Origin of the sequence: Aquisediminimonas profunda (assembly GCF_019443285.1) — a bacterium.
GTDB classification, from domain to species: domain Bacteria; phylum Pseudomonadota; class Alphaproteobacteria; order Sphingomonadales; family Sphingomonadaceae; genus Aquisediminimonas; species Aquisediminimonas profunda.
This window is the reverse complement of sequence record NZ_CP080327.1, coordinates 82241-106717: the sequence shown is the minus strand read 5'-3', so window position 1 is coordinate 106717 and position 24477 is coordinate 82241. Positions and strand designations below refer to the sequence as shown.

Annotated in this window: 22 protein-coding genes and 1 pseudogene; 12 read left to right on the top strand and 11 right to left on the bottom strand. The window is 60.5% G+C overall.

Going from position 1 to position 24477, the window contains the following annotated elements:
* Positions 1–5: 5 nt before the first annotated feature.
* A complete protein-coding gene (locus K0O24_RS00540; RefSeq protein ID WP_219893913.1) occupies positions 6–164 on the top strand; it encodes a hypothetical protein in 159 nt (52 codons plus the stop codon).
* A 182-nt stretch (positions 165–346) separates the two neighbouring features.
* Positions 347–880, top strand: a complete 534-nt coding sequence (gene phaR / locus K0O24_RS00535; RefSeq protein ID WP_219893912.1) for a polyhydroxyalkanoate synthesis repressor PhaR — start codon at positions 347–349, stop codon at positions 878–880.
* A 10-nt stretch (positions 881–890) separates the two neighbouring features.
* Here the strand turns inward: phaR and K0O24_RS00530 are convergent, their stop codons facing one another.
* From K0O24_RS00530 to K0O24_RS00515, 4 genes are all read right to left on the bottom strand, one after another.
* Entirely contained in the window at positions 891–1613 is a 723-nt protein-coding gene (locus K0O24_RS00530; RefSeq protein WP_219893911.1) for a class I SAM-dependent methyltransferase, read from the bottom strand.
* The gene (gene prfB, locus K0O24_RS00525) at positions 1603–2730 is read right to left on the bottom strand and encodes a peptide chain release factor 2 (protein ID WP_219893910.1); all 1128 of its coding nucleotides are present in this window, start codon (positions 2728–2730) and stop codon (positions 1603–1605) included. The genes K0O24_RS00530 and prfB overlap by 11 nt, the downstream gene beginning before the upstream one ends.
* A gap of 44 nt (positions 2731–2774) precedes the next feature.
* A complete protein-coding gene (locus tag K0O24_RS00520) occupies positions 2775–5306 on the bottom strand; it encodes a penicillin-binding protein 1A (protein WP_219893909.1) in 2532 nt (843 codons plus the stop codon).
* A gap of 121 nt (positions 5307–5427) precedes the next feature.
* The gene (locus tag K0O24_RS00515; RefSeq protein WP_219893908.1) at positions 5428–6285 is read right to left on the bottom strand and encodes an N-acetylmuramoyl-L-alanine amidase family protein; all 858 of its coding nucleotides are present in this window, start codon (positions 6283–6285) and stop codon (positions 5428–5430) included.
* A gap of 436 nt (positions 6286–6721) precedes the next feature.
* Between K0O24_RS00515 and K0O24_RS00510 the strand changes: the two genes are divergently transcribed.
* The 3 genes from K0O24_RS00510 to K0O24_RS00500 are packed head-to-tail and all read left to right on the top strand — an operon-like array spanning position 6722 to position 11428.
* Positions 6722–9259, top strand: a complete 2538-nt coding sequence (locus K0O24_RS00510; protein ID WP_219893907.1) for an Rne/Rng family ribonuclease — start codon at positions 6722–6724, stop codon at positions 9257–9259.
* Between the two features lie 52 nt (positions 9260–9311).
* A complete protein-coding gene (locus K0O24_RS00505; protein ID WP_219893906.1) occupies positions 9312–10688 on the top strand; it encodes a M48 family metalloprotease in 1377 nt (458 codons plus the stop codon).
* A 20-nt stretch (positions 10689–10708) separates the two neighbouring features.
* Positions 10709–11428: a DsbA family protein gene (locus K0O24_RS00500; RefSeq protein ID WP_219893905.1), complete on the top strand. Its 720-nt coding sequence runs from the start codon at positions 10709–10711 to the stop codon at positions 11426–11428.
* A gap of 98 nt (positions 11429–11526) precedes the next feature.
* Here the strand turns inward: K0O24_RS00500 and K0O24_RS00495 are convergent, their stop codons facing one another.
* Positions 11527–12912, bottom strand: a complete 1386-nt coding sequence (locus K0O24_RS00495) for a M20/M25/M40 family metallo-hydrolase (protein WP_219893904.1) — start codon at positions 12910–12912, stop codon at positions 11527–11529.
* Between the two features lie 220 nt (positions 12913–13132).
* Positions 13133–13294 (bottom strand): annotated as a pseudogene (locus K0O24_RS00490) (pirin family protein); the annotation flags it as partial.
* Positions 13295–13437: 143 nt separating this feature from the next.
* Between K0O24_RS00490 and K0O24_RS00485 the strand changes: the two are divergent.
* On the top strand, positions 13438–14319 hold the full coding sequence (locus K0O24_RS00485) for an alpha/beta hydrolase (RefSeq protein WP_219893903.1): 882 nt from the start codon (positions 13438–13440) through the stop codon (positions 14317–14319).
* A gap of 5 nt (positions 14320–14324) precedes the next feature.
* Here the strand turns inward: K0O24_RS00485 and zapE are convergent, their stop codons facing one another.
* The 3 genes from zapE to K0O24_RS00470 are packed head-to-tail and all read right to left on the bottom strand — an operon-like array spanning position 14325 to position 16676.
* Positions 14325–15437, bottom strand: coding sequence for a cell division protein ZapE (zapE, locus tag K0O24_RS00480; protein ID WP_219893902.1), 1113 nt, complete (start codon positions 15435–15437; stop codon positions 14325–14327).
* Entirely contained in the window at positions 15434–15886 is a 453-nt protein-coding gene (locus K0O24_RS00475; protein ID WP_219893901.1) for a PaaI family thioesterase, read from the bottom strand. The genes zapE and K0O24_RS00475 overlap by 4 nt, the downstream gene beginning before the upstream one ends.
* A gap of 4 nt (positions 15887–15890) precedes the next feature.
* A complete protein-coding gene (locus K0O24_RS00470) occupies positions 15891–16676 on the bottom strand; it encodes a succinate dehydrogenase iron-sulfur subunit (RefSeq protein ID WP_219893900.1) in 786 nt (261 codons plus the stop codon).
* A 167-nt stretch (positions 16677–16843) separates the two neighbouring features.
* On the opposite strand from K0O24_RS00470, the gene K0O24_RS00465 reads away from it, so the two are divergent.
* Positions 16844–18376: a lipopolysaccharide biosynthesis protein gene (locus K0O24_RS00465; RefSeq protein ID WP_219893899.1), complete on the top strand. Its 1533-nt coding sequence runs from the start codon at positions 16844–16846 to the stop codon at positions 18374–18376.
* Here the strand turns inward: K0O24_RS00465 and K0O24_RS00460 are convergent.
* The gene (locus K0O24_RS00460) at positions 18373–19161 is read right to left on the bottom strand and encodes a nucleotidyltransferase family protein (protein ID WP_219893898.1); all 789 of its coding nucleotides are present in this window, start codon (positions 19159–19161) and stop codon (positions 18373–18375) included. The genes K0O24_RS00465 and K0O24_RS00460 overlap by 4 nt on opposite strands.
* Positions 19162–19228: 67 nt before the next feature.
* The gene (locus K0O24_RS00455; RefSeq protein WP_219893897.1) at positions 19229–20095 is read right to left on the bottom strand and encodes a hypothetical protein; all 867 of its coding nucleotides are present in this window, start codon (positions 20093–20095) and stop codon (positions 19229–19231) included.
* Between the two features lie 279 nt (positions 20096–20374).
* Here K0O24_RS00455 and K0O24_RS00450 point away from each other — a divergent pair, with 279 nt between their 5' ends.
* The 5 genes from K0O24_RS00450 to K0O24_RS00430 all read left to right on the top strand — a co-directional run bounded on the left by K0O24_RS00450 (position 20375) and on the right by K0O24_RS00430 (position 24474).
* Positions 20375–21094: a nucleoside/nucleotide kinase family protein gene (locus K0O24_RS00450; RefSeq protein ID WP_219893896.1), complete on the top strand. Its 720-nt coding sequence runs from the start codon at positions 20375–20377 to the stop codon at positions 21092–21094.
* A gap of 129 nt (positions 21095–21223) precedes the next feature.
* The gene (locus K0O24_RS00445; protein WP_219893895.1) at positions 21224–21964 is read left to right on the top strand and encodes a methyltransferase family protein; all 741 of its coding nucleotides are present in this window, start codon (positions 21224–21226) and stop codon (positions 21962–21964) included.
* Entirely contained in the window at positions 21964–22650 is a 687-nt protein-coding gene (locus K0O24_RS00440) for a nucleoside/nucleotide kinase family protein (protein ID WP_219893894.1), read from the top strand. Before K0O24_RS00445 ends, K0O24_RS00440 begins: the two co-directional genes overlap by 1 nt.
* A 152-nt stretch (positions 22651–22802) precedes the next feature.
* A complete protein-coding gene (locus K0O24_RS00435; protein WP_219893893.1) occupies positions 22803–23279 on the top strand; it encodes an Hsp20 family protein in 477 nt (158 codons plus the stop codon).
* 46 nt (positions 23280–23325) lie between these two features.
* Positions 23326–24474 carry an alpha-hydroxy acid oxidase gene (locus K0O24_RS00430; RefSeq protein ID WP_219893892.1) on the top strand — a complete coding sequence of 383 codons (1149 nt, stop codon included), beginning with the start codon at positions 23326–23328 and terminating at the stop codon, positions 24472–24474.
* The last annotated feature ends 3 nt before the right edge of the window (positions 24475–24477 follow it).

Genomic DNA, 24477 nt, shown 5'->3' with positions numbered 1-24477 from the left:
CCCCAATGATTGACCGCGCCTTTGAGAACGCACGCGGCGGTGGGGACATCACAACTAAAAAACTGAATGATCCGGCAAGAGAAAATCAAAAATTCCGTCTATTCGTCAAATTTATTCAATATATTGTAGTATTGATGCAACATTATTCTGAATTCTATTTATGAAGTCGCATATACAAAAAATTTTTAACATTAGATGCAATATAGTTATTTCCGATGTATCAAAAATCTGATCCACGAACATGGTTCAGACTCTGGCCTTCCCGATTCGGTACGGCTGCGGCACTCATGTTGCAGCGCACTATGAATCGGGCTAGGATCGTTTTTTCCGTTTCAGGGGTCGCCCGATGGCCAAGACAGCGAATGATGGAACCAAGCCCGTCATCATCAAGAAATATGCGAACCGCAGGCTCTACAACACCCATACCTCATCCTACATCACGCTCGACGACCTGGCGAAGATGACGCGTGAGGGGCGCGAGTTTCAGGTGCTCGATGCGAAGAGCAATGAGGATATCACCCACAGTGTCCTCACCCAGATCATCATGGATGAGGAAGGGCGCGGGCAGACGATGCTCCCGGCGGGATTCCTGCGCCAGCTGATCTCGATGTACGGCGATTCGATGCAGGCCATGGTGCCGGGCTACCTCGAAGCGTCGATGGATGCCTTCCGCAAGAACCACTCGAAATTTCGCGAAGCCCTTGAAGGCGCAATTGCAAGCGGACCCTTCGGAGAAATCGCGAAGCGCAATCTCGAAATGTTCGAAGCTGCGGCGAGTGCCTTCCGGCCCAAGCCATTGCGCGACAAGAAGGATGACGAGATTGCCGCGCTCAAGGCTCAGCTTGCCGAACTTCAGGCCAAGATCGAAAAGCTGGGGTAACGGGGCGACGTCAGCCCTTGCAAGCTTTTATGTTCTGCGGCTCCGGGCGTGGACCCTCTGCCCGGAATGCGCGCAGGTAAGTGCCCGGCTGCGGCAAGAGCCTTGCTTCGGTTTGCCTGTAGCCCACCGCTGCCAGTTCGCAGGCAAGCAGGGCGGGGGGCGTGCCATGGTTGGCCGTCGGGCGGTCGGCATCGACGATGATCACTTGCCCGCCCTTCTTCAGTGACGGACGCATCCGCCAGAGGAATTCATAGGGCGCCTCTATCTCATGATACATATGCACCATCAGGATGCGATCGAAGCTCCGTTCTGGCAGCTTCGGATCGGCAGGGGCCCCAAGCCGGACGCTGACATTGTCGAGCTGTTCGCGATAAACGCGCTCGGCCAGCTTGTTCCGCACTTCGGGAATAATGTCTTCAGCCAGCACGCGGCCCTTGGCTCCCACGCGCTGGGCCAGGCGGATGGTGTAATAGCCTTCCCCCGCGCCGATATCGGCAACGGTCATGCCGCGTTTCACACCCGCAAGGTCCATCACATGATCGGCTTCCTTCAACCTGTCGCGCGCTTCTTCGGTTGACCAGCGGCTCGACACGATTGGTGCGACGGGGCGGTGCGCTGCCGGAAATTCTGAGGACGGGATGTCGCGATCCGGCCTGGGGCCCGCGCTCCCGCCGCACCCTGCCAGCAACAGCGCCCCGAACAGCGCGCCTGTGGCGCCGGCCTTAATCGACATCCTCGACAACGACTTTTTCCCCTGACACGCGCTGCGATAGGGCGGCGGCCATGAACCGGTCAAGATCGCCGTCAAGAACGTCTCCCGGCGCCGTGGAGGTGACACCGGTGCGCAGGTCCTTCACCAACTGGTACGGCTGGAGGACATAGGACCGGATCTGGTGACCCCAGCCGATGTCGGTCTTATTGGCGGCAGTCGCATTGGCTTCGGCCTCCCGCTTCTGGAGTTCGGCCTCGTAAAGGCGCGCGCGCAGCTGGTTATAGGCTTCTGCCCGGTTCTTGTGCTGCGAACGCTGGTTCTGGCACTGGACGACGATTCCGGTCGGAAGATGGGTAATCCGCACGGCACTATCGGTTGTATTGATGTGCTGGCCACCCGCTCCCGATGCGCGATAGGTGTCGATCCTGAGTTCGCTCTCATTGATCTCGATATCGATATTCTCGTCGACCACCGGATACACCCAGACGCTTGAAAAGCTGGTGTGGCGCCGCGCATTCGAATCATAGGGGCTGATCCGGACGAGGCGATGGACCCCGCTTTCCGTCTTGGCATAGCCATAGGCATTTTCGCCCTTGATGAGCAGCGTCGCGGATTTGATGCCTGCCTGTTCACCCGCGTGATAGTCGATCAGTTCGACCTTCATCTTGTGCCGTTCGGCCCAGCGCGTGTACATCCGCTGCAGCATTTCGGCCCAGTCCTGGCTCTCGGTGCCGCCCGCGCCCGCATTGATTTCGATATAGGTGTCGTTGGCATCGGCCTCGCCCGCCAGCAACGCTGCCACCTTGTCGCGCTCTGCCCGCTCGGCAAGTTCGGCAAGCGCGGCAAGGCCTTCTTCAACCATGGCGTCATCGCCTTCGGCTTCGGCCATTTCCATCAACTCGACCGTATCGCTCAACTCGGATTCGATCGCACGCGTGGCGGCAATCGCCTCTTCCAGCCGCCGGCGTTCCCGCATCACGTCCTGCGCGGCCTTGGGGTCGTTCCACAGCGCCTGGTCTTCCACCTTGGCATTCAGCTCTTCCAGCCGCTTGAGCGCGCGGTCCCAGTCGAGGAACCGGCGCAACAGCGCAAGGGCAGCATTGATCTGGTCGGCGTGAGCCTGCGCTTCGGCGCGCATTGGGCATCTCCAAGAGTCTGACGTGTTTCAGGGTTGCGGTGGCCCTAGTAGATTCCGCCCTCGCGTTGCAAGAACTCGGTGTCGCGCTGGTTGGCGGCGGGGCCAGCCTTGCCGGGCAGGAGGTCGCTCTTCTTCTTGGCATCGAGCAATTCGTCGCGACGGATGGAGCGGCGTGGTTCGCTTTCAGGCTTGAACGCTTCCCAGATCACCGGTGCCTTGGGATCGTTCGTCGGCCAGGTTCCAAAGACGCGCTTGCCGGAGGCACGATCGATGCGGATCATCCGGATGCCGGGCGGCGCGCGGAAGGGAACAATCGGCACATCCTTCATCGCCTTTTGCGCAAAGTCGCGGAAGATTGGCACGGCCACGGTGCCGCCCTGAGCATAGCCGCCCATTGAGCGCGGCGTATCATAGCCCATGTAGAGCCCGGCGACGAGATCGGGCGATCCGCCGACAAACCAGACGTTGGTGGGGCCGCTCGTCGTTCCGGTCTTGCCGAACAGCGGGCGGTTCATGTCGCGCAGGCCAACAGCAGTGCCGCGCTGGACGACGCCTTCAAGGATGTGGACAACCTGGTAGGCTGTCAGCGGGTCCATTACCTGCTTGGTGCGGGCTGGCGGGCGCGGCATCGGCTTGCCATCATATTCGGCCATGTTGCAGCGGTTGCAGGGCCGGGTATCGGCGCGGAAGCGGACCCGGCCATAGCGGTCCTGAACAAAGTCGATCATCGTCGGGCGGACGTCCACGCCGTTGCGCACCAGGATTGCATAAGCGTTGACCATTTTGGAAACGGTCGTTTCTCCGGCACCGAGCGCAATCGAGAGCACTTGCGGATAGTTCTTGCCGGGATCGCTGATGCCGACAGATGCTGCCATCTTGACGACCTTGTCCATCCCCGTTTGCGACGCGGCACGCACTGTCATGAGGTTGCGGGATTGCTCCACACCCCAGCGCATCGTGTGCGGGCCGGAACCGCCCCCGGTGAAGTTGCGGAAGCATTTCTGCCCCAGCCGTGCGGACTGGAACACGCAGAACGGGCCGTCGACGATGATCGTTGCAGGGGTCATTCCGGCATCAAGCGCTGCGGCATAGACAAAGGGCTTGAAGCTCGATCCCGGCTGGCGCTCGGCCTGGGTCGCGCGATTGTAGGATGCGATGCGCGAATCGAAGCCGCCCTGCATGGCCAGAACCTGCCCCGTGTGCGGATTTTCAACGACCATCCCGCCGGAAATCTCCGGTATGTTGCGCAAGCTCCAGAGGCCACCTTCGGCCTTCACGGCAATGACGTCGCCGGGCTTCAGTTGGCTGAAGGCCGTCTCTGCCGTGCGGCTGCGCGGCATGGTCGCGGCAGACGCCGGCATCATGCCCGTCCGTCCATCTGCAAACCCAAGGCGGATGGAGTCGGGGCCCTTGGACAGGACGACTGCGACACGCCAGTCGGGATAGCCTGCGCCCAGGTTGGCCGCGGCCAGTTGCTGCGCCCAGTTGTTGCCGATTTCGATTGTGCGAATGGGTCCGCTCCAGCCCTTGCCGCGATCATAGCGGACAAGCCCGTCGCGCAAGGCGCTTTCAGCATATTGCTGGAGTTTCGGATCAAGCGAGGATCGCACCCACAGCCCGCCGTCATAGACGCTGAACGGATTGCGGCCGCCGTCGGAATTCTCCCCGAACTTCGCGATCAGTTGCCGCCTCAGTTCCTCGGTATAATAGCCGCCGATCGACTCATTCGTCGCTGCGACGCGCGGAATGATGCCCAGCGGATGGCGGATCGCCTCGTCATATTGCTGCTGCGTGATGAACTCGTTCTTGAGCATGCCGCCCAGAACCCAGTTCCGCCGCTTGAGGGCGCGGTCGTAAAAACGTTCCGGCCGGTAATTCGACGGCCCCTTGGGCAGGATCGCGAGATAGGCCATTTCGTGCAGCTGCAGTTCCCCCACGTCCTTGCCGAAATAGGCACGCGCGGCGGCCTGCACGCCAAAGCTGCGGCGACCGAGATCGATCTGGTTGAGGTAAAGCTCGAGGATCTGCTGCTTGGTGAGAGCGCTCTCGATCCGCTTGGCAAGGATGGCTTCCTTGACCTTGCGGACATAGCTCGCCTCGTTGGTCAGCAACAGGTTCTTGGCAACCTGCTGCGTGATCGTCGATGCGCCAACGGGGCGGCCTGAACTCATCATGTTGGTGAAGATCGCCGCGATGATGCCGGGATAGTCGAGGCCGCTATGCTGGAAGAAGGTCCTGTCTTCCGCAGCCAGATAGGCGCGCACCAGAAGTGGCGGGAACTCCTCGTATCGCAATTGCACGCGGCGCTCGCGCGCATAGCTGTGCACCGGCGCACCATCATAACCGCGCACATAGGTCGGCAGGGGCGGCTCATAGGTTTTCAGGCGGTCGACGGACGGCAGGTTGCGGGCGAAAAGGAGCCAGATGATGATCCAGCCAAGCATGACTGCGCCCGCTGCGTAGGCCAAGACGCGGAACCACTTAAACTGCCAATAGTCCCGCCACAGTGCGATTGCCCTGTCCATTTCATGGCGCAGGCGGACCTTCAGCCCGGGACTCTCAGACGCATCATCCATCACGCCGAGCGTCTAGAGCCAGATCGCTGGAGGGGGAAGCAATTTGTGTCGCGGCGGGCGCCTGTCGATGGCGCGGTGTGCCCCTTCGTGCAATTCGTCACTATAAATGTGCTGCAGTGCTTCACCGCTCCGCCAGCTTTCGGGCAAAATGGATTTCGACTGCGCGCCGGATGCCGCGGGCGATGTTGATCTTGCCGCTATCCGAGGCCAGTCGTTCCAGATCGTCCGGGTTGGTCACATAGCCGACTTCGAGCAGGATCGATGGCATGTCGGGGGCTTTCAGGACGACAAAGCCTGCCATCCTGTGGAAATCGGGGCGGAAGGGGATCAGGCCGGTTGCCTCGCGCTTGAGCAGGTTGGCGAACCCTGCCGAGGCGTCCATCGATTCGCGCTGGGCAAGGTCGAGCAGGATCGACGCCACCTCGCCGCGCTGCCGGCCGAGGTTGACCCCGTTGATGATGTCGGCCCGGTTCTCGCGCTGGGCGAGCAATTGTGCTTCACGGTCCGAGGCGACTTCGGACAGGGTGTAGATGGTGGCGCCGTTTGCAGTGCTGCTGGGTTGTGCGCTGTCGGCATGGATGGAAATGAACAGGTCAGCCTTGATCGCATGGGCGATTTCCGATCGCTCGCCAAGGACAAGGAAGCGGTCATCCTCCCGCGTCAGTGCGACGCGCACCCGGCCCGACCGGATGAGTTCTGCCTTGATAGCCTGAGCGACGGCAAGCGTGATGTCCTTTTCCCGCTGCCCCGTCTCTGCCGAAACAGCGCCGGGATCATGACCGCCGTGCCCGGCATCGATCACCACAAGCGGGCGCCCGGCCGGCCCATAGATCCGCGGTCGGGGAAGCGCCGTGCCGGGTGGATCAAGGAGGATCGTCAGGCTGTACCGGCTGCGCTTGCGTGACGCGAGCGCAGCCGTGTCCGCCGCAACCGGCCAGGGCATCGAAAGCAGGATGGACGCAAACATTGCGAGGGGCATGGCCTACTATAGCCCGGCTTTGGCAGTGGCCAAGCCATGGTTAACAAAATGCTGCGCGTCAGCCGGGTTTGAAATGGGGGTCTCGCGATCCTATCTGTTGCGGTGAGGTGACAGCGGTGCTAGCACGCTTCACCGGTCGCGAAGCAACGGGCTTTGCAACCATTCACCGATTGCCGGGATTATCCCGCCAATCCATCAGGTTGACGCTGCATGAGGCATATTTTCCCGCTTCCGCACCGCATGCCGTTTTCGGGCATTGCGCGGGTAGGGACCCAAGCCCTGGTCAGACTGGCCAGGGGTGCCGCCGCAGCAGACGCAAACAAGACACAACAATCCGGGGCAAAGCGATTGCAGTTTCTGCTGCCGCCCCCGCCCCCTTTAATTCGCGCTGGACTGGCTGGCCTATCTGCCGCCCGCAGCGCCCGGAGATTTATACATGACAATGCGGATGCTGATCGACGCCCGCCACCGGGAAGAAACCCGCGTGGCCGTCGCCAAGGGAAACCGGATCGAGGAATTTGATTTCGAATCGGCCGAGCACAAGCAGCTCAAAGGGAATATCTATCTTGCCAAGGTGACGCGCGTGGAGCCGTCGCTTCAGGCGGCGTTCGTCGATTATGGCGGAAACCGTCACGGCTTCCTGGCGTTTTCGGAAATCCACCCCGATTACTATCAGATCCCTAAGGAAGATCGCGAAGCCCTGCTGCGTGAAGAAGCGGAGCATGCCGAAGAGGAAGAACGGCTTCGCGAAGCCGAAGGCGATGACGAACCGATTGACGGGCATCACGAGGACGACGGACGCGACAATGATCGGCCCGATGCCGATGTCGAGCCGGACGACAGCGATGAAGACGAAGACGGCGATGTCCCCCGCGCTGAAACAGTCGGTGGCGGCGATACTGAAGACAGCAATGGCCGTGACGGCAATGCCGCAGCAAGCGCGCTTCGAGCCAAGCGCATGGCACTGCGCCGTCGCTACAAGATCCAGGACGTTATCCACAGGCGGCAGGTTCTGCTTGTCCAGGTCGTGAAGGAAGAACGCGGCAACAAGGGCGCGGCTCTCACCACCTATCTGAGCCTTGCCGGGCGTTACTGCGTCCTCATGCCGAATACGACGCATGGTGGCGGCATCAGTCGCAAGATTTCCAATGCCGCCGATCGCAAGCGGCTGAAGACGATCATGGCCGAACTCGAACTGCCGCGCACGATGGGCTGCATTGTCCGCACGGCCGGGCTCCAGCGGACCAAGGTCGAAATTCGGCGCGACTTCGATTATCTCGCCCGCGTCTGGGATACGATCCGCGAAACGACGCTGAAATCGTCGGCGCCGGCCCTGATCCACAACGACAGCGACCTGATCAAGCGCGCGATCCGCGATATCTACAACAAGGATATCGACGAAGTGATCGTCGAAGGCGAAGAAGGCTATCGCGCGGCACGGGAATATATGAAGCTGCTCATGCCCAGCCATGCCAAGCGCGTGCAGCCCTATTCCGATGTGGTCCCGCTCTTCCAGCGCTATCATGTCGAAGATCAGTTGAATGCGATGTACCAGCCGATCGTCCAGCTGAAATCGGGCGGCTATCTGGTCATCAACCCGACCGAGGCCCTGGTCTCGATCGATATCAACTCCGGCCGTTCGACACGTGAACACGGGATCGAAGCGACAGCCGTCGGCACCAACCTTGAAGCGGCGCAGGAAATTGCCCGCCAATTGCGTCTGCGCGACATGGCCGGGCTGGTCGTGATCGATTTCATCGACATGGAGCACAACTCCAACGTTCGTAAGGTCGAAAAGGCCATGAAGGCGGCACTCGCGAACGATCGCGCCCGCATCCAGGTCGGCCGGATCAGTTCGTTCGGACTGATGGAAATGAGCCGCCAGCGCCTGCGCACCGGTGTTCTCGAAGCCTCGACCCGTCAATGCCCCCACTGCGAAGGCACAGGCCTTGTTCGCACGGCCTCGTCCGCTGCTCTCTCTGCCTTGCGGTTGCTTGAAGAGGAAGCCGCCAAGGGCAATGGCAGCCGCCTTTCGCTCCGCGCGAGCCAGGAAGCGACGATCTACGTCCTCAACCGCAAGCGCGCCGAACTGGCGGAGATCGAAGAACGCTATGGCGTGTCGATTGACATTTTCCCGGACGGAGAAACCGAAGGCGCCCGCATGGTCGTTGAAGCCAGCGGTCCGCCGCCAGCTTATCGCCCAAAGATCGAGCCACTCCTGATTGAGGATGATGACGATCTCGACATCGAAGCGGATGTCGAGGACGAGGATGAAGACGCCGGCGAGACCGAAAGCCAGAGCCGTGAAGGCCGTGACTCCGAAGGCCGTCGCAAGCGGTCGCGTCGTCGGCGCGGTCGTCGCGGGCGTCGTGAAGAGGGTGATGAGCGTCCAGCCTCGGAAGAGGGTGAAGCCGAAGCGCCCCGCGAAACGAGCGACGCTGAAGGTGAAGAGGAAGGGGGCCATCGTCGTGGCCGTCGCGGCCGTCGTGGTGGCCGTGGTCGTCGGGGCGATCGTCCAGAGGCTGCAAATGCTGTCGCAAGCGACGATGCAGCAGAATCGGCACCGGTCGAGGCACCGAGCGATGTCACAGAGGCTGCTGCCGAAGCTGCACCCAAGAAGACGCGCCGCAGGCCGTCCAAGGCAAGGCCTGACGCCGAAGCAGTCGCCGCCGAACCGGTGGCCATCGTGGAAGCTCCTGCGGCTGCGGAAGCACCCGCAGAAAAGCCGAAGCGTTCACGCAAGAAGGCCGAACCCAAGGCGGACAAGGCTGCAGCCGAAGTCGCACCGGTCGAAGCGGCTCCTGCCGCGCCTTCTGCGGAAGCGCCTGCTGAAAAGCCCAAGCGTGTTCGCAAGCCCAAGGCGGAACCAGCTCAGGCCGCGCAAGCTGCGCCTGTCGCAGCGCAGACCGCCGAAGCAACCGATGGATCACCCCGCCGTGGTTGGTGGCAAAGGACCTTCGGGCCGGAATCCTGATCCGGCGGCGTTTTCAGCTCCGGTTCAGGCGGGGAAGGTGAGAGTTAGAGTTATGGCTTTGCTTGCTTTTCGGCCCCGTTCGATCCTCCGTGCGCTCTTTGCGTTCCTCCTTGTGTGGCCCTTGCTGGTGCAGCCGGTCATGGCGCAGTCGATCCTGCGCGATGCCGAAACCGAAGCGCTGTTCCACGATATTTCGTTGCCACTTATCAAGGCAGCGGGGCTCGATCCGCGCAATGTCCGGATCGTGCTGATCGGAGACAAGTCGATCAACGCCTTCACCGCGGGCGGGCAGGATGTCTACATCCATTCCGGACTGCTGGCCGCGGCGGACAACGCGAATGAGGTGCAAGGCGTGATTGCGCACGAGCTCGGGCACGTGGCCGGCGGCCATGTCCTCCGCTCGCAGGAAGGGATCAAGCAGGCAACGGGCATCATGCTGCTGAGCCTGCTGCTCGGCGCAGCGGCAATTGCCGCAGGAGCCGGTGATGCTGGCGTGGGCATTCTGGGCGCCGGGCAGGAACTGGCAATCAACAAATATCTCGCATTTTCGCGCACGCAGGAAGCAACTGCGGACTCGGCCGCGCAGACCTATCTCACCACGACCGGCATCAGCGGGAAGGGCATGATCAGCTTTTTCAAGAAGCTGCAGGGCTATGAATTCCGCTATGGCGCGACAACGCAGGACAGCTTTGCTTCGGATCACCCGGTGACGGGGGATCGCATTGTCATCCTGCAGGACAAGTTTTCAGCGGATCCCGCCTGGAACAAGCCGACCGATCCCGCCCTCGAAGCACGATTCCAGCGCGTGAAGGCGAAGCTTGAGGGCTTTGTGTCCGATCCAGCGGAAACGCTGCGCGATTTTCCCGAAACCAACAATTCGATCCCGGCGCACTACGCCCGGGCCTATGCGTGGCACCGGTCTGCCTATCCGGACAAGGCGATGGACGAAGCCAATGCCCTGCTGAAGGCCGTTCCCGGCGATCCCTATTTCCTTGAACTGAAGGGGCAGATCCTGCTCGAATCCGGCAAGCCGATGGAAGCACTGCCGGTCTTGCGAGAGGCCTTTGCCAAGACCAACGCGCAGCCCCTGATCGCCTCACTGTTCGGCCATGCACTGATTGCAACGGAAGACCCGGCCAATTTCGAAGAGGCTGAAAAGGTCCTCAAGGCGTCGATCACCAAGGACAATGAAAATCCCTTCGCCTGGTATCAACTGGGCGTGGTCTATGACCGCAAGGGGGATGAAGCACGCGCAGCCATGGCAACGGCGGAACGTTATCATCTCGAGGGTCAGCCAAGGCTGGCGCTTGCCAATGCGGAAATTGCCGTGCGCGGCTTGCCGCAGGGATCGCCTGACTGGATACGTGCGCAGGACATTGCGCTCGTCTCCAAGACCGCTGCCGATGAAGAAAAGCACAAGCGCCGGTGAATGAAGGACTGAAAACCAATATGACGCTGATCCTTGCAACCTTGCTCGGGGCGGGCGGCGGTGCGCTTGCCGTTTCCGCACTGGACAAACCTCAGCCGATCAACACTGCAGACAAGGCCGCAATCGAGCAGGTGGTGCGTGAATATATCCTCACGCATCCCGAAATCCTGCCTGAAGCGATGCGCAATCTCGAAGCCCGCGAGAACAAGAAAATCGTCGATGAAAATCGCGCGAAGATCGAAAAGCCCTATGCCGGGGCATGGGAAGGCGCTGCTGATGCGGACGTCACGCTGGTCGAGTTCTTCGATTATGCCTGCACTTATTGCCGGGCCAGCCTTCCCGATATCGATCGCCTGCTGGCGGAAGATAAGAAGCTGAAGATCGTCTATCGCGAATTGCCGATCCTGGGTCCGCAAAGCCTTGATGCCGCGCTTGCGAGCCTCGCCGTTGCCGAACAGGGCAATTATGGAGCTTTCCATCGGGCACTCTACAAGGCCGGGCGTTTGACGCCGCAGATCATTCGCGAAGCCATGCAGCAAGCCGGCGTCGACATGAACCGCGCCAAGGCCGCCCAGAGTTCGTCCGCGGTGAAGGAAGAAATCGCGACAAACATCGAATTGCAACGCGCTCTGCAACTGACGGGCACACCAAGCTGGGTCGTGGGAGACACGCTGCTCAATGGTGCCGTCGGCTATGACCAGCTCAAGGCGGCGATTGCGGCAGCCCGGGCAAAGCGCTGACGCCATAGCGTCGCCCCTGAGCAGGGGCGACGAATATTGTGTCGGTGCTCTTTGTTCCTTAGCTGCGGCCAGCTCTTCTGCCCGAGCGGGAGAGGGAATTATCCGGCCAGCTTTGTCAGCATGTCATGCCAATGGTCGAGATTCTCGTTGAAGCTCTTGATCGGAATGCGTTCGTCTCGCCCGTGGGCGCGTTCGTCATCGGGGATGACAATCCATGTGCCGTCCACGCCATAAACGGGCATGCCCGTCGCGCGGAAATAAAGGCCGTCGGTCGCGCCCGCAGACATTTGCGGGATGATGAGCGAGCCCGGGTGCCGCGCACGAATGCTGTCGGTATAGGCTTTCACCACGTCGGGCCGTAGCGGAGAGGCGGGCGACGGGTGGCTCGACAGGGTGGGGGCGACTTCGACGCCAGCACCCACGGCAGCCTGCAATTCAGCCTGCACGTCCTTGGCCGGAATGCCGGGCAGGATTCGGCAATTGACCGTTGCCTGGGCCATCTGGGGAAGAGCGTTATCGGCATGCCCACCGAGCAGCCGGGTGGCGACGCAGCGAGTCCGCGTGCCGCCCACTTCGGTCGGATCGGCTTCGATCAGATCGGCCGCTTCGCTGTCATTTTCGTTCTTGAGCCAGCGGCGCATTGCGTCGCCCAAAGCGCCCTTTTCCTGCGTCGCCCGCGCCGTGAAATAGGCGCGGGTAGTTTCATTGAGCGCAGGCGTGAAGCGATGCGTCTCCAGCTTTTTCAACGCGCTCGCCAGTTCATAGATTGCATTGTCGGGCCGTGGCCGTGAACTGTGCCCCCCCGGATTGCGCACCGTGAAGGTGAAGCTCTGGTACATTTTCTCCGACGTCTGGAGCCCGAAGCCAAGCGGCGTTCCGTCCTTCAGAAAGGCGCCACCCCCCGCATCGGCATTGAGCGCATATTCCGCGTCGGTCAGCTTGCGCCATTCGGTCGCCGCCAGTTCCGCGCCGCGCCCGCCATTTTCCTCATCGCCGGTAAACAGGACAATGATGTCGCGCTTCGGCTTGAAGCCTTCGGCCTTCAGGCGGAGCAGAGCCACGGTGATCGCGGTGATCCCGTTCTTCATGTCAGTCGTGCCGCGGCCGTAGAGATAGCCGTCTTCCTCGACCAGCTTGAACGGGTCATGCGCCTGCGGCCAATCCTCGCGCTTGGCTTCGACCACGTCCATATGACCCAGAAGCAGGATCGGCTTTGCCTTGGCCTTGCCGGCCGCTGGCCAACGCACGATCATGGCCTGGGTGTTGAGATAGGGTTTGATCACGATATCCGTGATGCCGGCCGCTTCGAACTTGCCTTTGAGGTAGCTCGTCAGATCGCCCAGACGGGGATCGGCGCGTTCCTGCACGGTCGGAACGGAAATCGCCTTTTCGAGGATCGCGCGGCCTTCTGCGTGCCAGTCAGTGGCGGCAAGAGCAGGCGCGGGGATGAGGGCGGCACACACAAGCAAGCGGGAAAGGCGCATCGGTTACTCCATCGGATTCCTGATGCGCCTTGCCTAGACCAGCATTGCCGGAATGGAAACCGTGCTCCTGCGAAAGCAGGAGTCCATACGACAAACGGCGTTTAGCATCGAAAATGGGCTCCTGCTTTCCCAGGAGCGCATTCGGCTATCGCGCGTCGACTAGCACCAGTTCGCTGTCCTCGACATCTGTCACGCCGAACCGTTCAAGCCCGGTAATCGCGAAACCATCGCGGGCGCTGATCTCGTCATCGTTCCAGACGCGGATTGCACCCCAGCCCATGCGAGCGGGATCATGGTAGTTGGCAAAGCTGAAATGATGGCGCGTGTTGAGCCAGCCATGGTCTGCATGGCCGAGCCCGCCAAAGGGGCATACGTCAATCATGGGTATTTCCATCCTCGGCGGGGTGTGATCGCCGACATGGACGCCATATGGGAAGCGGGGTCTTGCATTCAAGGGCGCGGCCCCTTTGCATCCAAACGCACCTGCGAACCGTTAGGATGCAAGAGCAGTCAGGAGTCGAGACGATGGCAGGCCAACCTCAGGATTTGCAGTTCGAGAGCGAAGCGACGCTGCTGGCCGCGCGCCTCTACCGCCCGGAAGGCAGTGGCCCGGTGCCCGTCATCGTGATGGCGCACGGCTTTTCCGCGGTGATGGAGCAATTGGCACCGCAGGCAGAGGCCTTGCGGGCTGCTGGCTTTGCCGTTCTCGCGTTCGACCATCCCTGCTTCGGGCTTTCGGCGGGCGAACCGCGCGGCGAAGTGGATCCCCCGCGTCAGCTGCGGGCATGGCGCGACGCCGTATCGTTTGTGCGAACGCTCGACGGGGTGGACCGGGACCGCATCGGTCTTTGGGGTTCGAGCTTTTCCGGCGGGCATGTCATTCAGGCTGGCGCGCTCGATCCGCGCGTCCGCTGCGTCGTGTCCCAGGTGCCGTTCGTGGCCGGGTGGGACTTGATCGCCAGCCGCAACGACGCTGATGCGTTTGTTGCACTGCTGGTCAGCGAGCGCGAACGACGCTTTGCGGGTGGGGAGCCGACGATGCTCGCAGTCACGTCAGCCGATCCAGACATACCCTGTGCTTTTCCGGGCAGCACGGCACGGCGCTTTTTCGATGAGGTGCGATTGAAGAGCTGGACCAATGCCGTGACCCTCAGTTCATTCGAACATGTGCGCGGTTATGAGCCGGGGCTTTGGGCTCACCGCCTCGCACCGCGCGGCTTGCTGGTCATCGTCGCCGAGGATGATCGGGTTACGCCCGTGCCACCGGTTCTCGAAGCCTTTGCACGCGCCGGCGAACCCAAGCAGCTGGTTCGCGTGCCGGGCGACCATTTCGAAGTGTATGGCGGGCCGGGTTTCGACCTGGCAATGAATGCCGCGATTGCGTGGTATCGCGAACATCTGGCTTGAACCCGTCAAGCCTGGCCATGCCCCTCGGCCAGGTACGCCTGGCTCTGCATCTCGATCAGGCGGCTCTCTGTCCGCTCGAATTCAAAGCGGCCGTCGCCCTTGGCATACAGGTCGGCTGGCGTTGCATCCGCCGTGGCGATCAGCTTCACCTTATGTTCGTAAAGCGCATCGATCAGCGTCACGAAGCGTGCCGCCTCGTTCCGGTTTTCCGGGCCAAGCCTCGGAATCCCGACAATAATCACGGAATGATAGCGTCGGGCAATGGCCAGATAGTCGGACGCGCCCCGGGCTTCGGCGCACAGTCGCTTGAATGAAAAGACTGCCACGCCCTTGAGGCTCTTGGGCACATGCATCATCCGCCCGCCGCCGACGTCGATATCGTCTGCAGGCACATGGGCCGCATCTTCCGGCGGATAGTCGGTCAGCTTGAAAAAGGCTTCGCGCACGGCCGCAGTCGATTGCGGGCCGTTCGGCACATGCCAGGTGGTAACGCCAGCCAACCGTTCCATCCGGTAATCGGTCGGCCCGTTGAGCGTCAGCACATCCAGCCGGTCCTGGATCAGCGCGATGAAGGGCAGGAAATGTTCCCGGTTGAGCCCGTCCTTGTAAAGCTGGTCAGGGGCGCGGTTGGACGTCGTCACAAGCGTGACGCCCGCGTCGATCAGCCCCGTGAAAAGGCGGGACATGATCATTGCGTCCGCCGAATTGTTGACCACCATTTCATCAAAGCAGAGGCAGCGTGTCTCTTCGGCGATGGCGGCAACGACCGGCTGGATCGGATCGCCACGCTCCTTCATGCGCTCGATCCGGAGCCGGTCATGCACCTCCAGCATGAACTCGTGAAAATGGACCCGTCGCTTGCGATCGATCTGCAGGCATTCGTGAAACAGGTCCATCAACATGGATTTGCCGCGGCCAACGCCGCCCCAGAGGTAGAGGCCTTTCGGGGCCGGGGCCTTGGCGCGTCCCAGCCGCCAGATCAGGCTGCCACGCGGCGGAATCGCTTCAAGTTGCTCCTGAAGCTGATTGAGGCGCACAGCAGCCGCGTGCTGCTCCGGGTCGGGGCGAAGTTCGCCTGCTGCAATCAGTCCTTCATAACGCTCCAGGACATGGGTCACTGCGCAGTGGCTTTTCGGATAGTGGCGGAAAATGCCGCCACCCGGTTTTCGCCCTGCAGGACCATTCCGCGCAAGAACACCAGGCGGCGGGTTTCGCGCAGCAATTCAACCTCGGCATCAAGCGGAACATCCATCTGTCCGGCCCCGATGAACTGGGCGGAAAGATCGAGAGTGACGGCCGTTCCGGCATTGATCAGGTCAAAGATCCGGCATGCGCCGAACAGAGCAACATCGATGAAGCCAAGGACGGTGCCGCCGTGGAGATTGTCCGCAAAGTTGGAATGGCGGCGTTCGGGAAACATGCGCACCCAGGCCTTGCCCGCGTCACCGGGACGGATCAGCAGTCTGCCCAGAATCTGGTGGTTGTAGCGGCTCGTGTCGCTCAATTCCCAGGTCAGCCAGCCTGGATGCTCCGGATCGGGCTGGCTGTCGAAAACTTCGATGTCCATGGGATTAGAGATGCCGCTCCACCACCATCTTCTTCACTTCGGCAATCGCCTTGCCGGGTGAAAGGCCCTTGGGGCAGGCGTTTGAGCAGTTCATGATCGTGTGGCAGCGATAGAGGCGGAAGGGATCTTCAAGTTCGTCGAGCCGTTCGCCGGTCATCTCGTCGCGGCTGTCGGCAAGCCAGCGATAGGCCTGCAGCAGGATCGCCGGGCCAAGGAACTTGTCAGAATTCCACCAATAGCTGGGGCATGAGGTCGAGCAGCAGGCGCACAGGATGCATTCGTAAAGCCCGTCAAGCTTCGCACGATCTTCCGGGCTCTGGAGCCGTTCCTTGCCCGAAGGCGTTGGCGTGACTGTCTGGAGCCAGGGCTTGATCGACGCATATTGCGCATAGAAATGGGTGAAATCGGGAACCAGGTCCTTGATCACGTCCATATGCGGCAGCGGCGTGATTGTGACGTCGCCCTTGCAATCCTCGATTGCGGTCGTGCAGGCCAGCCCGTTCTTGCCGTTGATGTTCATCGCGCAAGAGCCGCAGATGCCTTCACGGCAGGACCGGCGGAAGGTCAGGCTCGGGTCCTGTTCGCCCTTCATCTTGATGAGCGCGTCGAGCACCATCGGGCCGCATGCATCGAGGTCGATCTCGAAATTGTCGTATCGCGGATTTTCACCGCTGTCGGGATCGAAACGATAGACTTTGAAATTCCGTTTGTGCTTGGCGTCGGCAGACGCGGCATGAGTCTTACCCGACTTCTTGACTACGCTGTTCTTGGGCAGGCGGAATTCGGCCATGAGGTGTCCCTTTTTCGCTTCGCAGCGGCGGCGATAGCGCGGGGAAAGCCAGCGCTCAACCGCCCAATCGCTTTTTCCTTGTCGATTTTGCGGTTGCCTCCGGTATAGCGCGGAAAGAACATGTCGCAACCAGCCTATTAACCCGGGTCCGGGCAAGACTTCCAGGAATGACCGAAACAGGATCGCAAACCTCGTCTGCCGTCACCAGCAAGGATGTTGCCAAGGGCGCGGGGACGACACTGCTGGCCCGCCTTGGCGCCGTGATGGAAGTCATTGCCCAGCCAATCTATGTCGCGATGTTCGGGTTGGCTGGCTATGGCTTGTATGCCGTGCTCTGGGCTGCGGTGAACCTTGCCGAAAATGTTGCCGATCTTGGCATGACATCTTCGATGCAGCGGGTCGTGCCGCAGGCGCGCACGCCACAGGAGCAGGTTTCGGCCCTTCGTTCGGCCATTGTCCTTGGGGTGGGCCCGTGCATGCTGGTGGCGGCCGTTGCGTCACTTGCAGCTGCGCAATTCGCTCCGCTGTTCAATGCTGCGGAATCCGATTCCGCGCGGCTGGTCGGCATCATCTCGCTCTTTGCCTGGTCATTGCCGCTGTGGGCCTTTGTGGAGATCGCGACCTCTGCCTTGCGCTCCAAGCGGGTGTTCGGCGCCGAGATCAGGCTTCGGATCTTCTGGGAGCAGGTGATCCGCCTCGCTGTCACCACAGGCTTCTGGCTCGCCGGCTTTTCGACCATGTCGCTCTTCTATGCGCACCTCATATCGCTCACGATCATCTGCCTGCTTTGCATCCGGCTCCTGGCACGGCATTTCGATCTGCGGCTGTTCTTCAAGGGCAGGCTCTTCGACCCGGTCTTTCATGAAACCTGGAAAGCGGGCCTTGCCGTGCTGCCAGCCAACATGGTCGCGCGACTGTTCGGGGACGGACCTTCGCTGGTGCTCAACTGGCTTCTGCCGGGAAGCGCCGGGGCAGTTTCCGGCGGCCTCTATGCCATTGCCCGCAAGATCTCGAGCATCGTGCAGGTTGTTCGCATTGCCTTTGCCTATGTCCTTGCCCCACTCGCATCGGCAGCAAGCCAGAACCATGTCGATGAAGTGCGCGCAATTTATGGATTTGCGACGCGCGTGTCGCTGGCGATTGCCTTGCCGGTCGGACTTGTGCTGGCCGCTGCCGGTCAGCCCATTCTGCACCTGTTCGGCACCGGCGCGGCGATGGCACTTCCTGCGGTCGTCATTCTTGTTTCGGCGCGCGTAATCGAAACCGTGCTCGGTGCAGCTGTACCGATCCAGCAGGTGACGAGTGGTTATTGGCGGCAGCTGCTGGCTAGTATTGCCGGGCTTGGCATCGCCTTTGCGATTGGCTTTGTGTTGATGCCCGAATGGGGACTGACCGGCATGACGATCGCGGTCGCGTCCGGTTTCATCGTCGCTGCGGCCCTGCCAATGGCGCAGCTCTATTGGCATGACCGGCTGCATCCCTTTTTCAAACCGTTCGGCAGGGTGCTTTTGCGAACAACCGCTTTTGGGGCTGGGGGTCTGGTCCTGACACTCCTCTCGCACAGCCTGCCGGAATGGGTTCAGCTCCCCATTGCGGTCGGATTGATGCTTGCGGCCCTTTGGCTGTCATGCCGCTTCGCGCTGCCCCATGATGATCGGCTGTCTATGGGCAAGACGGGCCGGGCGCTGCGCCTGACCTAGCGCTTTGAAAGGATTTGTTCCGCAAGGCTGTGATCGGACGGCTTGTCGACATCAATTGCAGCCTCTGCCGCGCTCAATGGCACGAGCTTCGCTACAAGGCCAAGCCGCTTGCCTGCGATCTGCAGCGCATCACCAAGTCCGATTGTTCGTGTCAGAGCTCTAAGCGCCAGCGAGGGGCCGAAATGGAAGAACAGTTTCCAGGCCTTTTTCCGGTCCTGTTCCGCTTCGGCCCAAAGTGTCAATGCCCCCTGAGCCTTGACGGAATTGAGCGCAAACAGATTGGCGCCTGACCAGTGGCCATCGGCAAACTTCAGCCAGGTGCGCTGGTTGTCCGGATATGCGGCCCGCATGACCTGCCTTTCGACCATTCCGACAGCCACATCGCAATCGCCTGCCTGATTGAGGAAGGCCGACACAATCGCCGGCGTCAGCAGCGGGTGATCGGCAGTTGTCACGAACACGGGCCAGGGTGCCTTGGGCGTGCCGGCGACCTGCAGGATGCTCGCTGAAATTCCGGCGCTGCTGGCTGCAAAGGTTGCAGGACCGCCAGCATCAGCGGCCTCGCGCAGAGCCTCTGGTTCCTGAGCCAGAACCAGCGTCGTTCGGACAGCAGGCGTGGCCGCCAGCGTGCGCACGACACGGGTCAGCATCGCTTCCCCACCAATGGAGACAAGCGCCTTCCACTGCTGCCGGAAATGCGTGGCAAGCCGATCCGGGCCGGGCCGCTGGCCTGCGAGGACAATGGCTGTCCAGTCCTTGCGGCTGCCTTCACACTCGGGGTTCATCACGGATTTGCCTGCTTCTTGCCTGTATGCCCAAACCCCGAAGTCGCTCGGAGCCTGCAGCCATTGCCTAATGCATTGCCAAGGCGAGACTTTGCAAGCGGTGCCGAATATCATCCTGCAAGATGATAGGGTCTCGATGATAGTCGAGATGCCCGCGAAGATGAGCGGACATCAGGTCGTCGTGATAGTTTCCCATCAAGCCGTTGATGGTCGCCACGAAATCCGCCACGCTTGCAATGTCCGGATCAGGATAGAGTGTTTTGAGTGTCGCGAACCCGGCACGAAACCGGCTTACGATCTTACGTGTGTCATGGAAAGACTGCGCTGTGACTCGGTCCTGTTCGAGGAAAGCGGCAATCCCGTTCGCCTGTCGGGCCAGATAGCATCGGAAGGATTCCGGCGATGCCGGTCGAAAGCGATCGATCTCGCGCGCAACCAGCGCCACTGGACCAGCATGCAGCAGTGCTTGGAGCAACAGAGCGTTCCGCCGCACGGAGACGTGCCGTTCGTTTTTGAATGCGTCCTGCACATTGCCCATGACACTGGTGATGGCGTCGAGGACAGGCGGATAGCGGTGTCGAACCCCGAAAATGGCAAAGGCAAAACGCAAATGCTTGAACCGGGCGCGCTCATGCTTGAACCGCAACCGGTCATCCGCGCTGATGTCTCCGGTCTTTCTCAGGGTTCGCGTCATGTGCACAAGGGCCACTCGTTCAAGCTGATGGTGCCACAAGCGCGATGAGGCGCGAAAGCAGAGCTCGAGTTGCGTCGTTGTGAAATCCAGACCGATTGTCATCGGCAGACCGGCGGCAAGATCTATCCGATCGTTCAAAAGGATTTCCGCAAACAACGCGTCACTACAGTCAGGGACAGGGTCAGGAACGGCATGGCTAGTCCGCGCGCGCATTGCAGGCGCGGAAATGTGATCGGTCATTGTTGAACACTCCGGGCTGCCTCCTTCGTGCGCCCGGGATCGGGAGTTTTACGAAACAGACGAATAATTACCCTTTCGGGTTACACTTCGGATGCAACTGATCTGCCTGTTCGAAAAATATCGTAACCTACGGATTTAAGATCGAAAATTCTGGAATTCGGATCACGTTTTTGCCTCAAATCGCCCAAATATGATGCGCCGTCCGGCGCGGACCGGATGTGTAGAGTGTTTGCCTTTTTATGGTGTGTTGCGTCCTTACGGCGCGCGGGCTGCGCGGCCATGTCTGAACTTGCTCCATTGATTGCAATTGTCGGGGCGGATGGCTCCGGCAAGACGACCGTCAGTGCGGCGGTCATAGGTTTCGTTCGTCGATATGGTCAGGCCGAGACTGCCCATCTAGGCCTCAAGTCAGGCGACCTTGGACGGGCAATTCAGCGCCTTCCATTGGTCGGGGCCGGGCTCGACAAAAAGATCCACAATCGGGCATCACGGGCACGCGACAAGGCAGACACGATACCCGGGCCGATTACAGCGCTCGTCATTTTCGCCTTTTCGCAATTCCGATTGCTGCGCTTCAGGCGCATGATGCGCTTGAGGCGTTCCGGACAGATCATTGTCACCGACCGGTATCCGCAAACCGATGTGCCCGGCTTTTTTGATGGTCCCGGACTTTCGGCCGCGCGGGCAAAGGGTTGGTTCACGCGCTGGTTGGCGCGGCTCGAACTTCGTCAATACCAATGGATGGCCAGCTTTCGGCCGAGCCTCGTCATTCGTCTGAATGTCGATCTTGAAACCGCCTTCGCGCGCAAGCCGGATCATCGCTACGAATCCCTGCGACAGAAGGTGGAGGCAACGCGTCGCCTCCGCTTTGGGGGTGCGCCGATTGTCGATTTTGACAGCAGCACTCCCCTTGATGTCCTGGTTGACGAGGTGCAACTGGCCATAGCGGCCGGGTTCGATGCGCTTGGAATAGTTCCGACTGAAGGCACCCGCATGTGACTGCATGACTGGATTTCGCCCGGCCTCGGCGGTAGCCCAAATTTGCCCGAAAGGAGAAACTTGACGGTAGGCGCGGCAAAAAAAACCGCGTAGGGGACGCTCGGGAAAAGCGTCAGGGCAAATCTGGATATGTATCAAGACGAATTGGCGAGGGCGGGCAAACGCCTGTTTTTTATTCGCGGCACCTATATCTACACGATTATTGCGATCTCCACATTGATTGCGTGGTTCACTCGGGACGTTGGTCCGTTTTCCGATGGCACCTCCGATTGTGTCTGGTTCTGGATTTCGCTCGGCGTTGCAAGCGCGGGTGCGCTGGTGCGCGTTTTCACGTCCGGCTTTGCGGCGCTCGGCACCTCGGGGCGGGCCAAGGTCGCGGCCGAAGCAAGCGAACTCAACACGACCGGACCCTATTCGCTGGTCCGCAACCCGCTATACCTGGGCCGCATCCTGAACTTCACTGGTCTTGCCATGCTCTCTGGAAGCTGGGTTTTCGGTGTGATCGTCTTCCTTCTGGCGATCCTCGTATATGAGCGCATCTCGGTCTATGAGGAGGAGTTCCTGCGCGGCAAATTTGGTGCGGCGCACACAGCTTGGGCAAAGGATGTGCCTGCACTTTTCCCGCGGTTCTCCGGATGGGTAAAGCCAAAATATCCCTTTTGGTGGAAACGCATGATCTGGCGCGAACAGAACAAGCTGTTCCTTTTGGTCACGACTGTATTTCTGACCTGGTTTGCGCGGATTGGTTTTGACGTTGCCTCTATTGACCAAACTCAGTGGACTTGGGTTTACGGCTATGTTGCATTGGTCGTTGTCCGGTTTGCAATCGGCGGGCTCAAGATGATCGGCTTTTTCAAAGAACTGAGCTGATGGCCGAACTGGCACCGCTTATTGCAGTCATCGGATGTGATGGATCTGGCAAATCCACTCTCTCTGCAGATCTGCTTGAGTGGGTCCGGACTCGTTATGGTCCCGCAGAGACGCACTATCTCGGCTTGCGTTCCGGACAAATCGGAAACCAGATCAAGGCACTGCCGCTGATTGGACACTTGCTCGAAAGGCAGCTTGCGAGACGGGCCGGGCAGGCCCGTACCAAAGGTGAAAAGATTCCCGGCTTGGCTACTGCTCTTGTGATCTACGGCTTCTCGTTGCTCAGGAGGCGGCGGTTCAGAAAGGTACTCGATTTGCGCCGTCAGGGATTCATCGTGGTGACGGATCGTTACCCGCAGGTGGATGTGCCAGGCTTTTACGATGGCCCGGGACTGTCGGCTGCAAGGCCAGAGGGCCGAATGGTCGCCGCGCTCGCCGCCCGCGAACGTGCGAGTTACGAATGGATGGCGTCTTATGTGCCGGATCTTGTCATCCGATTGAATGTAGACGTCGAAACTGCAATGACCCGCAAGCCAGATCACGCCGCCGACCTTCTCAGGGCCAAGGTTGCAGTGACGCCGCTTCTCAAGTTCAATGGTGCAAAGATCGTCGACCTCGACGCGACCATGCCATACGCTGACGAACTGGCTCTTGCCCAAAAGGCTGTTGCCGAAGTTCTGGGCTAACCGCCGACCGGCATTTTCTGCAAAAAATTTTACATAACAAATCTTGTTTTCGGCTTTTGGCTTCCTAATTCAGCACGGCCGGGTGCCTCTTTCGGGCCCGGTGAATGGCGGTGTTGCCGCCTTGTGAGTGTTGCTTTGAAAGGACATTTGACATGAGAACTGTATTTGATTTTTCTCCCTATCGCCGCTCGACTGTCGGTTTCGACCGGCTGTTTGATACGCTGGAAGCTGCTGCGCGCGGCGACACCGGCGGGACGAATTATCCGCCATATGACATCGAACGCACCGGCGAGGATGCCTATCGCATCACGCTTGCAGTTGCCGGGTTCGCTGAGGACGAGATTGAGCTCACTGCCCAGCAGAACCTCCTGGTCGTTTCGGGCAAGAAGGCCGAGGTCGTGGCGAACGACGATGACCATCGCTACCTGCATCGCGGTATTGCCAATCGGGCCTTTGAGCGGCGCTTCCAGCTTGCCGATCACGTCCGAGTCACGGGCGCTGCCTTGACCAACGGGCTGCTTGCGATCGAGCTGGTGCGCGAGGTCCCCGAAGCGATGAAGCCGCGCAAGATTGCAATTGGCGGTGCGACGCTGACGGCAATTGAAGGCGATAGTCGCAAGGCTGCTTAACCTTCGCGGTTAGTCTCGTTATGGACAGGCGCAGAAGGGGAATCCCATGCGCCTGTCCGACTGCCACAATCTTGACGATTTCAGAGCACTGGCCCGGAGACGCCTCCCCGGGCCAGTGTTTCATTATATCGACGGCGCTGCCGATGACGAGATAACCCGCAAGCGCAATCGTGAAGCCTATAATGCCTGCGATCTGGTGCCCAATGTCCTCGCCGGGGTCGAGAACATCGACATGTCGGTGACTGTTCTCGGGCGCAAGCTCGACCTGCCCTTCTTCCTGTCACCGACTGCCTTGCAGCGCATGTTCCATCGCGACGGAGAGGCGGCGGTTGGGGCGGTGGCACAAGAGAACGGAACCTATTTCGGAATCTCTTCGCTCGCCACGATCAGCATAGAAGACATCGCCCGGACGATCTCGGCCCCAAAGATGTTCCAGCTCTATGTGCACAAGGACAAGGGGTTGAATTCCTCCTTGATCGAGCGATGCAAGGCTGCCCGCTTCGATGCCCTGACGCTCACGGTCGACACAATTGTTGGCGGTCGCCGCGAGCGCGACTTGCGGACAGGGTTCACGTCTCCGGTCCGCCTGACCATCCCGAGCATGCTCAGCTATGCCTTCAAGCCCGGCTGGGCTTTCAACTATTTCCTGCGCACCAAATTTGAACTGGCCAATCTCAAGGACCATTACAGCGAGGGCTCGAAGGAGCCGATTTCAATCGGCAACTATTTCGATACCGTGCTCGACCGTTCAATGGACTGGAAGACTGCGGAGAAAATCCGCGCCGATTGGGGAGGGGAGTTCTGCCTGAAGGGCGTGATGTCCGTTGGCGATGCGCGAAAAGCCGTGGACATTGGGGCAACGGCGATCATGGTTTCGAACCACGGCGGCCGTCAGCTTGATGGCAGTCGTGCCCCGTTTGACCAACTCGCCGAAATTGTCGATGCCGTTGGCGACAAGATAGACGTGATTTGCGATGGCGGCATCATGCGGGGCACGCACATCCTCAAGGCGCTCAGCGTCGGCGCAAAGGCCTGTTCCGGCGGGCGCCTCTATCTCTATGCTCTGGCGGCGGCGGGTAAGCCTGGCGTATCCCGGGCTGTGCGCTTGCTTCGCGACGAAGTGGAACGCGACATGCGGCTCATGGGGATCCGATCCGTTGACCAGCTGTCACGCGAAAACTTGCGCTGGCGCTAGAGC

What these genes read in the sequence shown, in the direction of transcription:
- K0O24_RS00540 (WP_219893913.1), top strand. Translation starts at nt 6, where the DNA reads ATGATTGACCGCGCCTTTGAGAACGCACGCGGCGGTGGGGACATCACA.
- phaR (WP_219893912.1), top strand. Translation starts at nt 347, where the DNA reads ATGGCCAAGACAGCGAATGATGGAACCAAGCCCGTCATCATCAAGAAA.
- K0O24_RS00530 (WP_219893911.1), bottom strand. Translation starts at nt 1,613, where the DNA reads ATGTCGATTAAGGCCGGCGCCACAGGCGCGCTGTTCGGGGCGCTGTTG.
- prfB (WP_219893910.1), bottom strand. Translation starts at nt 2,730, where the DNA reads ATGCGCGCCGAAGCGCAGGCTCACGCCGACCAGATCAATGCTGCCCTT.
- K0O24_RS00520 (WP_219893909.1), bottom strand. Translation starts at nt 5,306, where the DNA reads ATGGATGATGCGTCTGAGAGTCCCGGGCTGAAGGTCCGCCTGCGCCAT.
- K0O24_RS00515 (WP_219893908.1), bottom strand. Translation starts at nt 6,285, where the DNA reads ATGCCCCTCGCAATGTTTGCGTCCATCCTGCTTTCGATGCCCTGGCCG.
- K0O24_RS00510 (WP_219893907.1), top strand. Translation starts at nt 6,722, where the DNA reads ATGACAATGCGGATGCTGATCGACGCCCGCCACCGGGAAGAAACCCGC.
- K0O24_RS00505 (WP_219893906.1), top strand. Translation starts at nt 9,312, where the DNA reads ATGGCTTTGCTTGCTTTTCGGCCCCGTTCGATCCTCCGTGCGCTCTTT.
- K0O24_RS00500 (WP_219893905.1), top strand. Translation starts at nt 10,709, where the DNA reads ATGACGCTGATCCTTGCAACCTTGCTCGGGGCGGGCGGCGGTGCGCTT.
- K0O24_RS00495 (WP_219893904.1), bottom strand. Translation starts at nt 12,912, where the DNA reads ATGCGCCTTTCCCGCTTGCTTGTGTGTGCCGCCCTCATCCCCGCGCCT.
- K0O24_RS00485 (WP_219893903.1), top strand. Translation starts at nt 13,438, where the DNA reads ATGGCAGGCCAACCTCAGGATTTGCAGTTCGAGAGCGAAGCGACGCTG.
- K0O24_RS00475 (WP_219893901.1), bottom strand. Translation starts at nt 15,886, where the DNA reads ATGGACATCGAAGTTTTCGACAGCCAGCCCGATCCGGAGCATCCAGGC.
- K0O24_RS00470 (WP_219893900.1), bottom strand. Translation starts at nt 16,676, where the DNA reads ATGGCCGAATTCCGCCTGCCCAAGAACAGCGTAGTCAAGAAGTCGGGT.
- K0O24_RS00465 (WP_219893899.1), top strand. Translation starts at nt 16,844, where the DNA reads ATGACCGAAACAGGATCGCAAACCTCGTCTGCCGTCACCAGCAAGGAT.
- K0O24_RS00460 (WP_219893898.1), bottom strand. Translation starts at nt 19,161, where the DNA reads ATGAACCCCGAGTGTGAAGGCAGCCGCAAGGACTGGACAGCCATTGTC.
- K0O24_RS00455 (WP_219893897.1), bottom strand. Translation starts at nt 20,095, where the DNA reads ATGACCGATCACATTTCCGCGCCTGCAATGCGCGCGCGGACTAGCCAT.
- K0O24_RS00450 (WP_219893896.1), top strand. Translation starts at nt 20,375, where the DNA reads ATGTCTGAACTTGCTCCATTGATTGCAATTGTCGGGGCGGATGGCTCC.
- K0O24_RS00445 (WP_219893895.1), top strand. Translation starts at nt 21,224, where the DNA reads ATGTATCAAGACGAATTGGCGAGGGCGGGCAAACGCCTGTTTTTTATT.
- K0O24_RS00440 (WP_219893894.1), top strand. Translation starts at nt 21,964, where the DNA reads ATGGCCGAACTGGCACCGCTTATTGCAGTCATCGGATGTGATGGATCT.
- K0O24_RS00435 (WP_219893893.1), top strand. Translation starts at nt 22,803, where the DNA reads ATGAGAACTGTATTTGATTTTTCTCCCTATCGCCGCTCGACTGTCGGT.
- K0O24_RS00430 (WP_219893892.1), top strand. Translation starts at nt 23,326, where the DNA reads ATGCGCCTGTCCGACTGCCACAATCTTGACGATTTCAGAGCACTGGCC.